The sequence below is a fragment of the Streptomyces similanensis genome (assembly GCF_039543625.1).
Lineage (GTDB): Bacteria > Actinomycetota > Actinomycetes > Streptomycetales > Streptomycetaceae > Streptomyces > Streptomyces similanensis.
Map to the genome: position 1 here is coordinate 359,982 of NZ_BAABKC010000044.1, position 12,252 is coordinate 372,233.

Here is a 12,252-nt window from a genome sequence, read left to right on the forward strand (position 1 = left end):
GTCCCCGGCAACCGCACAACCTTCTGTGCTAGTTACGAGTCAGACACGTGCGGCCCCACTTTGCTGGGTACTCAACTCTGCCGCACCGTAGGGGCATTCAACGTATTCGGGGTACCTCACTTGAAAACCGGCATCAAGGCCATCCGCCTCCGCAGAGCCACCGCCGTCGCCATGACCACCGGCGCCGTCCTCGCCACCGGTGCGCTCACCGCCCTGCCCGCGCAGGCCGTCACCGCGCCTTCGATCGTGGCCAAGGGCGGCTACGTGATGAACAACGCGAACAGCGCGTCGCTCTACACGAAGTCCGCGGACACCAAGCTGTCCACCGGCTCCACCACGAAGATCATGACCGCCAAGGTCGTGCTCGCGCAGAAGAACCTGAACCTCGACGCCAAGGTCACCATCCAGAAGGCGTACAGCGACTACGTCGTCAAGAACAACGCCTCCCAGGCCCACCTCATCGTGGGCGACAAGGTGACCGTGCGTCAGCTGCTGTACGGCCTGATGCTGCCCTCGGGCTGCGACGCCGCGTACGCGCTGGCCGACAAGTACGGCACCGGCTCGACCACCTCCGCGCGGGTGAAGTCGTTCATCGGCAAGATGAACACCGCCGCGAAGGACCTGAAGCTGACGAACACGCACTTCGACTCGTTCGACGGCATCGGCAACGGCAAGAACTACTCGACGCCGCGCGACCTGACGAAGATCGCCAGCAGCGCGATGAAGAGCGCCAACTTCCGCGCGATCGTGAAGACCAAGTCGTACACGGCCAAGACCGTCACCAAGACGGGCAGCACCCGCACGATGGCGACCTGGACCAACACGAACACGCTGCTGAGCAGCTACAAGGGCGCCATCGGCGTGAAGACGGGCTCCGGCCCCGAGGCCAAGTACTGCCTGGTCTTCGCCGCCACCCGCGGCAACAAGACCGTCATCGGCACGGTCCTGGCCTCCTCCTCCATCAACCAGCGCGCCACCGACGCCACCAAGCTCCTCAACTACGGCTTCGCCCGCCTGGGCTGAGCCCTCCGGCAGGACGAGGGGCCCGTCGCCGACCACCGGCGACGGGCCCCTTTTCCCTGCGGGGAACACGTTCCGCGACGACACCGCCATACACGCCGCCGGCCGTCCTCCGGACCGGTTCCGGTGATCTTCCCCCTCAATCGTGAACATCCCTGGGCGAACTGGCATATTCACTTTTCTTCGTTCTACCTTCCGCAGCGGAGGTGGTTCACGTGAACGAACCCAGCAAACAGCCCGAGTCGACCGGTCGCCACGAGGCGATCGACGTCAGCGACTTCGTCTACGCGGCGACCGGAGCCCGCGTACGACGGCTCACCATGCCGGACGGGGCCCATTGGTTCCCGGCCGTCGACGTCTGCAAGGAGCTTGGCCACACCAACTCTCGGCAGGCTCTCGCCGACCATGTCCCGGAGGGTCATCGAGAGATCCTCGAGACCGTAACTGGAGCTTACGGTCTCAGCATTCCCGCAGGTAGAGAGTGGCGTCGAGACCTGAATGTGCTCTCTCTGCAAGGTCTCGTCCTGCTCGTCAACGCCTGCACCAAGCCCGCCTGCGCGCCCTTCAAGCAGTGGGTCGCGGAGGTGATCGAGACCGTGCAGCGGGAGGGGTCCTACAGCCTGGAGGAGGCCGAGGTGCAGCCGGCCGGCCCGGGCGCCCCGATCGCCTACGCCATGCCGGAACAGGTCGCCGAGGCCATCGTCCGGCTGGAGGCGCACAACCTCCAGGTGGACGAGGACCTTGCAGTCGCACAGCGTGAAGCGCTCACGCTGCAGAAGGAGATGCTGGCCACCCAGCAGGCGACCCTGGCCACCCAGCAGGCCGCCCTCACCACCGAGCAGGCCGCCCTCGCCGCCCAGCAGGCCGCCCTCGTCGCCCAGCAGGCCATGGCGCAGGCCATGGAGCGCATCGCCGACCGGCTCGACGGCCTCGTCCTGGGCCGCCCCTCGCCCACCGGGACGTTCGGCGACCACGCCACCACGGAGTCCGTTCTCGCCGACTGGCGGCGCCGGCTGTCCGTGACGGAGGACGTCTGGACGGTGGCCGTGGTGATCGCGCCGGTCCTCGTCGAACAGGGCGAGCTGCGGGTGCCGATCGAGTCCATCGCGGCCCGCACCGGATTGACCGTGCGCCGGGTCAACGACTGCCTCCGCATGCTGCGCAGGCACGCCTGCATCCGCTCCCGGGGCGCGGCGGAGAACGGGGCGCCTGTGTACGTGCTCCACCAGACCTGACCCACGGCCCGTCGGGGCCGGATCGGGAGCAAAAAAGGAGGGGGCGGTCGCAATCCGAAGTTGCGGCCGTCCCCTCCAGGTACGACAGGTTACGCGGGCCTCGGCGTCACGCCCAGGTGATCAGCCTCTTGGGCTGTTCCAGGATCGCCGCCACGTCCGCCAGCACCTTGGAGCCGAGCTCGCCGTCGACCAGGCGGTGGTCGAAGGAGAGGGCCAGGGTGGTGACCTGACGGGGCTTGACCTTGCCCTTGTGCACCCACGGCTGGGGCTTGATCGCGCCGACCGCGAGGATCGCGGACTCGCCGGGGTTGAGGATCGGCGTGCCGGTGTCGACGCCGAAGACGCCGACGTTGGTGATGGTCACCGTGCCGCCCTGCATCGCCGCCGGGGACGTCCTGCCCTCGCGGGCCGTCGCGACCAGTTCGCCGAGCGCCCCGGCGAGCCGCGGGAGCGTGAGGGCGTGGGCGTCCTTGATGTTCGGGACGATCAGGCCGCGCGGGGTGGCCGCGGCGATGCCCAGGTTGACGTAGTGCTTGCGCACGATCTCCTGGTTGGCCTCGTCCCAGGACGCGTTGACGTCCGGGTTGCGCTTGATCGCGACCAGCAGCGCCTTGGCGATCAGCAGGAGCGGGTTCACGCGCAGGCCGGTGAACTCCTTGTCCTGCTTCAGCTCCTCGACGAGCTTCATCGTCCGCGTCACGTCCACCGTCACGAACTCCGTGACGTGCGGCGCGGTGAACGCGGAGCCGACCATCGCCGCCGCCGTCGCCTTGCGGACGCCCTTCACGGGCACCCGCGTCTCACGGGCGCCGTCGTACACCGGCGCGGGCGCCGGAGCCGTCACGGCCCGCTCCGGAGCCTGCGGCACGGCCGGCTCGGGCGTCTTGGGCGCGGGCACCGCCGCGGCCACCGCCGCGTGGACGTCCTCGCGGGTGATGATGCCGTCAGGACCGGACGGCACCACCGTGGTCAGGTCCACGCCCAGGTCCTTGGCGAGCTTGCGCACCGGCGGCTTCGCCAGCGGCCGGTCCCCGGCGGGCGCCGCGGCCGGCGTCCGGGGCGCGCCGCTCCCGTTCAGCTCCGCCTGGGGCGCCGCCGGGGCCGCGTCCGCCGGGGCGGCGGTCCCGGCGCCCTTGCGGGGGCGGCGCTTGGTGGCGGCGGTGGAGACGCCGTAGCCCACCAGGACCGGCTGGCGGCCCTCCGGCTTCGGCTCCTCGGCCGGCCGCGCTCCGGCCGCCGGGTCGGCCTCGGCCGGGGCCTCGACCTGCTGCGGCTCGGCCGCCGGGGCGCCGGCCACCGCGATCGCGATGATCGCCGTGCCCACGTCCACCGTGGTGCCCTCGGGGAAGCGCAGCTCGTGCACCACGCCGTCGTAGGGGATGGGCAGCTCGACGGCCGCCTTGGCCGTCTCGACCTCGCAGACGACCTGGCCGTCGGTGACGGTGTCACCGGGCTGGACGTACCACTTGAGGATCTCGGCCTCGGTCAGGCCCTCGCCGACATCCGGCATCTTGAACTCGCGTACGGACGCGTCGGTCATCGTCGTCACGACCCTCTCCTCAGTACGCCAGCGAGCGGTCGACGGCGTCGAGCACGCGGTCCAGGTCCGGCAGGTACTCCTCCTCCAGGCGCGCCGGCGGGTACGGCGCGTGGTAGCCGCCGACCCGGAGCACCGGGGCCTCCAGGTGGTAGAAGCAGCGCTCGGTGATGCGGGCGGCGATCTCCGCGCCGGAGCCGAAGAACACCGGCGCCTCGTGCACCACCACCAGACGGCGGGTCTTCTCCACCGACGCCTGGATCGCGTCGAAGTCCAGCGGCGAGACCGAGCGCAGGTCCAGGACCTCCAGGGACTTGCCCTCCTCGGCGGCGGCCGCGGCGGCCTCCTGGCACAGCTTCACCATCGGGCCGTACGCCGCCAGGGTCAGGTCGGTTCCCTCGCGGACGACCTGCGCCTTGTGCAGCGGGGCGGGGATGGCCTCGGTGTCGACCTCGGCCTTGTCCCAGTAGCGCCGCTTGGGCTCGAAGTAGATCACCGGGTCGTCGCTCTGGATGGCCTGCTGCATCATCCAGTAGGCGTCCGACGCGTTGGACGGCGAGACCACCTTCAGGCCCGCCACGTGCGCGAACAGCGCCTCCGGGGACTCGGAGTGGTGCTCGACCGCGCCGATGCCGCCGCCGTAGGGGATGCGGATCACGACGGGCATCTTGACCTTGCCCAGCGAGCGGGCGTGCATCTTCGCCAGCTGCGTGACGATCTGGTCGTACGCCGGGAAGACGAAGCCGTCGAACTGGATCTCGACCACCGGGCGGTAGCCGCGCAGCGCGAGGCCGATCGCCGTGCCGACGATGCCGGACTCGGCGAGCGGGGTGTCGATCACCCGGCTCTCGCCGAAGTCCTTCTGCAGTCCGTCCGTCACCCGGAACACACCGCCGAGCTTGCCGACGTCCTCGCCCATGACGAGGACCTTCGGGTCGTTCTCCAGGGCGTGGCGCAGCGATTCGTTGATCGCCTTGGCCAGGGCCATGTTTTTCACCGGCACAGCCTTCACCGACGCGGTCTTCACCGTCTCAGCCTCCGCAGCCATCCTCAGACCCCCTCGGCGTCCGTGAACGACGCCTGGTAGGCGGCGAACTGGGCGCGCTCCTCGTCGACGAGCGCGTGCCCGTCCGCGTACGCGTTCTCGAAGATGGCGAAGTGGTCCGGGTCGGGCATGGCGCGGACCGCTTCGCGCACTCGCCTGCCCAACGCCTCGCTCTCGGTCTCCAGTTCCGCGAAGAATCCCTCGTCCGCGTGGTGTGCGGCCTCCAGGTGGCGGCGCAGGCGCAGGATCGGGTCCTTCGCCTCCCACGCCTGCCGCTCCTCGTCGCCCCGGTAGCGGCTGGGGTCGTCGGAGGTGGTGTGGGCGCCCATGCGGTAGGTGTACGCCTCGACCAGAGTGGGGCCCTCGCCGGCGCGGGCGCGCTCCAGCGCCCACTTGGTGACCGCGAGGCAGGCCAGCACGTCGTTGCCGTCCACGCGGACGCCGGGGAAGCCGAAGCCCTGCGCGCGCTGGTAGAGCGGCACCCGGGTCTGCTTCTCGGTCGGCTCGGAGATCGCCCACTGGTTGTTCTGGCAGAAGAACACCACGGGGGCGTTGTAGACCGCGGAGAAGGTGAAGGCCTCCGCCACGTCGCCCTGGCTGGAGGCGCCGTCGCCGAAGTAGGCGATGACCGCGGAGTCGGCGCCGTCCTTGGCGATGCCCATCGCGTAGCCGGTGGCGTGCAGCGTCTGGGAGCCGATGACGATCGTGTAGAGGTGGAAGTTGTTGCCGTTGGGGTCCCAGCCGCCGTTGTTCACCCCGCGGAACATGCCGAGCAGGTTGGTCGGGTCGACCCCGCGGCACCAGGCCACGCCGTGCTCGCGGTAGGTCGGGAAGACGTAGTCGTCCTCGCGGGTGGCCCGGCCGGAGCCGATCTGCGCGGCCTCCTGGCCCAGCAGCGAGGCCCACAGTCCCAGCTCGCCCTGGCGCTGCAGGGCGGTGGCCTCGGCGTCGAAGCGGCGGGTGAGCACCATGTCGCGGTACAGGCCGCGCAGGTCGTCCGGGGTGACGTCGGCGACGTACGCGGCGTACTCGGCGTTCTCGGCGTTCTTGACGCGCTTCCCCTCGGGGGTCAGCAGCTGCACGAGCTGGGGCTCGGCGCCGGCGCCCTTCTTGGCAGTCGTGCGAGTGGTGCGCTTCGCACCGGTGGTGCCGGCTGCCTTCGTGCCGGACGTACCGGCCTTGCTCCCGGCGCTGCGTCGCGATGTGCGCGCGGCAGTGCTCTCCACGGTCACGTGTGCTCCTCCGTCGGTCCGGCCCCCGGGGTTGCCGGTGGGCCTGGGGGTCCCCCCCAGCTCGTCAGAGCTTGGGGGAGGCTCACCTGTTCTGGACCACGGGACACGGGGTGGGTGCCGCTCGGCCGGGAACAGGCGTGACAGGTGCCCCGGCGAGCGCCCTGCAACAGTCACGTTACCCAGTGCTCCACATTTCTGTGAAACCCCACCTGACCTGCGTGTTTCCTTGGATTTCCAAGTATTTTCGCTCGGACGTCCAAGTACCTCGCCGGTCTGTCGGGGCAGCCGCTGGTCACAGCCTTGCAGGGGGCCGGAACACCGGCACGTTATCCCGGTCACCCCCGGGTCGGGAAGGGCCGGCGGGTGGCCGGAACGACCAGGCCCGGCGCGGGCCGGCGAGCACCGTCCGGGCGGGGGGCGCGGCGCGGGGCGCGGACGGGAACGGATCACCGCGGTGACGCCATGTGACCGATTGCGACTGCGGACGACAGTGTGTGACAACGCCCAGCTCACGGCCTCGGCCGGTGCCCTAACATCTGGCGCGTGCCGCGCTCATGTGTACCACCCCCCCTGCCCCACGCGCCCCCTCTGAACGCCTTACTGCGCCAGTACGGTGCCGGTTCCGCCCTCGCCTGCGAACCGGTCGACCAAGGCCTGCTGAACCGCGGCTACCGGCTGTGCACGACCCGCGGCCGCTACTTCCTCAAGCACCATTTCGACCCGGACACCGCCGACCCCGCGGCGATCGCCCGGCAGCACCGCGCCACCCAGTGCCTGGCCGCCCTCGGCGTCCCGGTGGCGCCCCCGCTGGCCGGCCGCGACGGCCGCACGGTCGCCGTCGTCGGCGGCCACGCCTACGCCCTGCACCCCTGGGTGGACGGCCGGCACCGGCACGGCGGCCAGCTCACCGCCGGCCAGTGCACCCGGCTCGGCGCGCTCCTGGGGGCCGTGCACGCCTGTCTGGAGCGGGTGATGCCGCCCCAGCGGCACACCCGTCCCGCCGCCGGCCCGCACCCCGTGGAGAGCGCCGACCCCGCCGACACCCTCACCCTGATCGACGACCTGCTCGGCCACGTCCGCCGCCACCGCCCCCCGGACGCCTTCGACGAGCTGGCCCGCCACCGCCTCCTGGAGCGCCGCGCGCTGCTCGAACAGCACGCCGACCGGCGGCCGCCGCGCGGCGGCCCGACCGGCTGGGTGCACGGCGACTTCCACCCCTTCAACCTGCTCTACCAGGGCGACGCACCGGCCGCGATCGTCGACTGGGACCGGCTCGGCGTGCAGCCGCGCGCGGAGGAGGCCGTGCGCGCCGCCGCGATCTTCTTCGTCCGGCCGGCCGGCGCCCTGGACCTGCCCAAGATCAGGGCGTACGCGCGGGCGTACCGGCGCTCGGCCGGGGCCACCCCCGAGGAGCTCGCGGCGGCCGTGCACCGGGTGTGGTGGGAGCGGCTGAACGACTTCTGGATGCTGCGCTGGCACTACGAGCGCGGCGACACCCGCGCGGACCCGCAGTTCCCGGCCGCCTCCGCGCTCGTCGTGTGGTGGACGCGGGAGTACGACGCGGTGTGCGGGGCGTTCACGGAATGAGCCGGGCGTCCCCCGCGGGCGCCGCGACGCGCCGCGCACACGCCACGCGCGCGTGGCGTCCCGTGCGGGGGCCACGCGCGCGTGAAGGGGTTCTCGATCAGTCGTTGCCGTTGCCGGCCGGGTTCTCCGGGGCGCCGGAGTCGCCGCCGCCGCCGGCTCCGCCCGGGTCGGGCGACTGCGTGTCGCCGCCGCCCCCGCCGCCCGCGTCCGAGGAGGTCTGCGGGGCCGAGGGAGTCGTCTGCGTCTGGCTGCTCGGCGGGCTGGAGGGCTCGTCCGACGAGTCGTCCGACGGCGTCTGGGACGGCGTCCACGAGGAGTGCGCCGACGGCGAGTAGCTGCCCCAGCCCGAACCGCCGTTCGATCCGTTGTTGTCCGGATCCGTCGACGTGTCCGAGGAGCGGCCGGTCGACTCGTCGCTCGACGTCGGACTGGGCTGCTTGTCCTCGGCGGACTGCGAGACGGCCGGCGACTTGCTGGTGTCCGGGTCCTTGCCGCCGCCACCGCCGTCGCCACCGCCGTGGTTCATCGCCAGTGCGACGCCCGCCGCGATGGCGATCACCGCCAGCACGGCGAGGATCCACAGCTTGCCGCGGCCGCCGCCCCGGTTCCCGTCGCCCTCGAAGCCGCCGTCGTCCCCGCTGCCGTACCCGGTGGGCAGGATGGGCTGCGGGATCTGCGTGGTGCCGGGGCCGGTGACGCCCTGGTGCGGCATCGCGGTGGTGCCGGCGAAGCCCGCGGCGGCGGTGTGCCGGGTGTCGTTCGCCAACACCGGGCCGGTGTTCCAGGTGCCGGTGTGACCGCCCTGGTCGTAGAGCATCTGGAGCGCGTACTGCACCATGCCGCGCATCTCTTCGGCCGTCTGGAACCGGTCGTCGGGCTCCTTGGCCAGCGAGCGCATCACCAGGCCGTCCAGCTCGGGCGGGCAGGCGCCGTCCGAGGTGGCCGACGGCGGCACCGGAATGTCCTGGACGTGCTGGTAGACCACCGACAGCGGAGTCTCGCCGGTGAACGGGGGCCGCAGCGCGAGCAGTTCGTACAGCAGGCAGCCCGTCGCGTACAGGTCGGAGCGGTGGTCGACGGCCTTGCCGAGCGCCTGCTCCGGGGAGAGGTACTGCGGGGTGCCCATGACCATGCCGGTCTGCGTCATCGTCGTGGACGCGCCGTGCAGGGCGCGGGCGATGCCGAAGTCCATCACCTTGACGGCGCCGTTGTCGGTGATGATGACGTTGGCCGGCTTGATGTCGCGGTGCACGATGCCGTGCTGGTGCGAGTAGGCGAGGGCCTCCAGCACTCCGGAGACGATGATCAGCGCCTGCTCGGGGCCCGGCGCCTCGGCGTTGAGCAGCAGGTCGCGGATGGTGCGGCCCTCGACCAGCTCCATCACGATGTAGGGCACGGACTGGCCGCCGACGAAGTCCTCGCCGGAGTCGTACACGGCGACGATCGCGTGGTGGTTGAGACCGGCCACCGACTGGGCCTCGCGGGTGAAGCGGGCCTTGGACACCGGGTCCTCGGCCAGATCGGCGCGCAGCAGCTTCACGGCGACGGTGCGTCCGAGGCGCACGTCCTCGGCCGCGAACACCTCGGCCATGCCGCCCCGGCCGAGCCGGTGGGTCAGCCGGTACCGGCCGTCGCCGACCAGTCCGCCGTTGCCCCACGCCTCCGGCGCGTCCGACATGCCGCCGCCACCCTCGGGGTCGGACGGGCCCTGGGCGCGCTGCGTCTGTGCCATCAGTCCTCGCCGTCGTTTCTGCCCGCGGTGCGCGGTGCTGTCACGGTCTCCGTCGGCCACGCTACAGGCTCGGCGCAAGCCGCCGGTCCAGGTTCGCCGCGGGGACCGGTCCGGGACGGACCGGCCATCAAACCCCGTGCGGCCCGAGTCGTGCAAATCCCGTGTCCCGGCCGTACGTCCGCTGTAACGCTTCCGCGACGCTTCTTTCGCGTACGGTCACGGAACGGGCACCGAGCTTGACGTGTCCGTGCCCTGGGGCAGACTTGGCCGGGAATAACACATTCGATCATCGGGATCCGGTCACGCTTTCCGGCCACCCGCCCGGCCGGCGGGCCCGGTCGACGGTCCGGTCGCCCGGCCTGGTCGCCGGGCCCGGCCGGGCGGCCGGCGGTGCGGCCGGTCACGGGAGCGGCCGACGGACAGCCGATCGCGCGGGCGCGGCAGCCGCCGGGCCCGCGCGCGCCAATGGGGGACGCAGAAGATGAGCCAGGACGGCGCACAGGGCCGGTTCACGGGGCGGGCGCTGGCCGGCGGCCGCTACCAGCTGCGCGACTTGCTCGGCGAGGGCGGCATGGCCTCGGTGCACCTCGCCTACGACGCCGTGCTCGACCGTCAGGTCGCGATCAAGACGCTCCACACCGAGCTGGGCCGCGAGCCGGCGTTCCGCGAGCGCTTCCGCCGCGAGGCCCAGGCCGTGGCCAAGCTCACCCACACGAACATCGTCTCGGTGTTCGACACCGGCGAGGACGAGCTGGACGGCATGGCGACGCCGTACATCGTCATGGAGTACATCGAGGGCCGGCCGCTGGGCTCGGTGCTCGACCAGGACGTGCGGCAGTGCGGCGCGATGCCCGTCGACAAGGCCCTGAAGGTGACCGCGGACGTGCTCGCCGCGCTGGAGATCAGCCACGAGATGGGGCTGGTCCACCGCGACATCAAGCCGGGCAACGTGATGATGACCAAGCGCGGCGTCGTCAAGGTGATGGACTTCGGCATCGCCCGCGCCATGCAGTCCGGCGTCACCTCGATGACCCAGACCGGCATGGTCGTCGGCACCCCGCAGTACCTGTCGCCCGAACAGGCCCTCGGCCGCGGTGTGGACGCCCGCTCCGACCTGTACTCGGTCGGCATCATGCTCTTCCAGCTGGTCACCGGGCGGCTCCCGTTCGACGCCGACTCGCCGCTGGCGATCGCGTACGCGCACGTGCAGGAGGAGCCCGTCGCCGCCTCCACGATCAACCGCTCGCTGCCTCCCGCGGTGGACGCGCTGATCGCCCGCGCGCTGAAGAAGAACCCCAACGAACGCTTCCCGAACGCCGAGTCGATGCGCGACGAGTGCATGCGGGTGGCGGCCTCCTTCCAGGCCGCCCCGCCCAGCATCGTCCCGGGCGTGCCGACCTCCAGCGGGGCCGGCGTCGGCTCCGCCGTCTTCCCGCCGGTCGACACCCCGCCGGCGCCCGTGGGCAACGTCCAGACGCCCTACCGGCCGAACCCGGCGCCCACGCCGCACCCGAACCCCTACGGCACCCCGCCGCCGGCGACGCCCCAGCCCGCCTACGGCTATCCGCAGCAGGGCGGCTACCAGACGCCGGGCCCGGCCGGTTACGGGCCGCAGCAGGGCCCCGCGCCGACGCCGTACGGCATGGCGCACCAGAACTCCGGCGCGCCCGGCCCGGCGCGCGGCGGCGGCAGCGGCGGCGGCAACCGGCCGGTGGTCATCGGGTCGGTCATCGTGGCGGTGGTGGCGGTCGGCGGTCTGATCGCCGCGCTGCTGGTCAGCGGCGGCAGCGACAGCGACGCCAAGGGCGGCGGCGACAGCACCGGCCCCACCACGACGACGTCCAGCAGCGTGCCGGGCCACCGCGGCCCGGACACGTCGAAGACGATCGAGACGAGCGAGTGCAGCGAGCCTCAGGAGTCGTACGACGACCCGAACAAGATCCGGCTGCCGGACTTCCAGTACAAGTACATCAAGTCCGTGAAGGCGTGCTTCCAGGCCGCGGGCTGGAAGTGGAAGATCAAGGACGTGGACGACAACACCTGGGGCGAGGGCACCGTCCTGGACCAGTTCCCCTCGGCGGACTCGGACCTCGACCCGAACAAGATGCCGACCATCGAACTGAGCGTCTCGACCGGCAATCCCCCGCAGTGACCCGCGGGGCGCCGGGCACCGCGGGACGCCGGGCACCGCGGGGTGACGCCGGGAGCCGCCACGGGGCGGACCCGGACGGCGCCCTGACGGCGTCCTACAGGTACGGGCCGCCCGAACGGCCGCCCGTACGGGGGTCGTCGCCGCCCTCGGCGCCGACGCCCGGGGGCAGGGCGCGGCGCATCTGCTCCAACTGGGCGCGGGCGGCCATCTGCTGGGCGAACAGCGTGGTCTGGATGCCGTGGAACAGCCCCTCCAGCCAGCCCACCAACTGGGCCTGCGCGATGCGCAGTTCGGCGTCGCTCGGGATGCCGTCGTCGGTGAACGGCAGCGAGAGCCGCTCCAGCTCCTCCACCAGCTCCGGCGCCAGACCGTCCTCCAGCTCCTTCACGGAGCTGGCGTGGATCTCCTTCAGCCGGGCCCGGCTGGCCTCGTCCAGAGGCGCCGCGCGCACCTCCTCCAGGAGCTGCTTGATCATGCTGCCGATCCGCATGACCTTCGCGGGCTGCTCCACCTGCTCCGTCACCGGGATCTCGCGGGACTCGTCGTCGCCACCGGCGCCGAGCGCCAAGCCGTCCTGTCCGACGACCAGGACCTGCGGATTCTCCGGCGACCGTTCGTTCCTCGGCATCTCCATGCGGACATTCTCTCGCACCCGTGCATCAGACCTCCTCGGAGCCCCCTCTCCCTCCTCGATTCCCGTCACGCAGGGTGA

The 12,252-nt window shown here is 71.8% G+C and carries 9 protein-coding genes; 4 read left to right on the forward strand and 5 right to left on the reverse strand.

The window, feature by feature from the left end:
* Nucleotides 1–120: 120 nt before the first annotated feature.
* Nucleotides 121–1,023 carry a D-alanyl-D-alanine carboxypeptidase family protein gene (locus ABEB07_RS15795; RefSeq protein WP_176149770.1) on the forward strand — a complete coding sequence of 301 codons (903 nt, stop codon included), beginning with the start codon at nt 121–123 and terminating at the stop codon, nt 1,021–1,023.
* A gap of 212 nt (nt 1,024–1,235) precedes the next feature.
* The gene (locus ABEB07_RS15800; protein WP_345668900.1) at nt 1,236–2,255 is read left to right on the forward strand and encodes a BRO-N domain-containing protein; all 1,020 of its coding nucleotides are present in this window, start codon (nt 1,236–1,238) and stop codon (nt 2,253–2,255) included.
* A 106-nt stretch (nt 2,256–2,361) separates the two neighbouring features.
* Here the strand turns inward: ABEB07_RS15800 and ABEB07_RS15805 are convergent, their stop codons facing one another.
* The 3 genes from ABEB07_RS15805 to pdhA form a co-directional block, all read right to left on the reverse strand.
* Nucleotides 2,362–3,804: a dihydrolipoamide acetyltransferase family protein gene (locus tag ABEB07_RS15805; RefSeq protein WP_345668902.1), complete on the reverse strand. Its 1,443-nt coding sequence runs from the start codon at nt 3,802–3,804 to the stop codon at nt 2,362–2,364.
* Nucleotides 3,805–3,814: 10 nt separating this feature from the next.
* Complete coding sequence (locus tag ABEB07_RS15810) at nt 3,815–4,780, reverse strand: alpha-ketoacid dehydrogenase subunit beta (RefSeq protein ID WP_176152041.1); 966 nt, start codon at nt 4,778–4,780, stop codon at nt 3,815–3,817.
* Between the two features lie 62 nt (nt 4,781–4,842).
* Entirely contained in the window at nt 4,843–6,069 is a 1,227-nt protein-coding gene (gene pdhA / locus ABEB07_RS15815) for a pyruvate dehydrogenase (acetyl-transferring) E1 component subunit alpha (protein ID WP_164582741.1), read from the reverse strand.
* Between the two features lie 570 nt (nt 6,070–6,639).
* Between pdhA and ABEB07_RS15820 the strand changes: the two genes are divergently transcribed.
* Nucleotides 6,640–7,656, forward strand: a complete 1,017-nt coding sequence (locus tag ABEB07_RS15820) for a phosphotransferase (protein ID WP_176152040.1) — start codon at nt 6,640–6,642, stop codon at nt 7,654–7,656.
* 97 nt (nt 7,657–7,753) lie between these two features.
* Here ABEB07_RS15820 and ABEB07_RS15825 read toward each other — a convergent pair whose 3' ends face one another.
* Nucleotides 7,754–9,388, reverse strand: a complete 1,635-nt coding sequence (locus ABEB07_RS15825) for a protein kinase domain-containing protein (RefSeq protein WP_345668904.1) — start codon at nt 9,386–9,388, stop codon at nt 7,754–7,756.
* A 481-nt stretch (nt 9,389–9,869) separates the two neighbouring features.
* Between ABEB07_RS15825 and ABEB07_RS15830 the strand changes: the two genes are divergently transcribed.
* Nucleotides 9,870–11,540 (forward strand): Stk1 family PASTA domain-containing Ser/Thr kinase, encoded by a 1,671-nt coding sequence (locus tag ABEB07_RS15830; protein WP_345668905.1) that lies wholly within the window; start codon nt 9,870–9,872, stop codon nt 11,538–11,540.
* A gap of 94 nt (nt 11,541–11,634) precedes the next feature.
* On the opposite strand, the gene ABEB07_RS15835 is transcribed toward ABEB07_RS15830, so the two are convergent.
* Entirely contained in the window at nt 11,635–12,174 is a 540-nt protein-coding gene (locus ABEB07_RS15835; RefSeq protein ID WP_164588677.1) for a bacterial proteasome activator family protein, read from the reverse strand.
* Between the last annotated feature and the right edge of the window lie 78 nt (nt 12,175–12,252).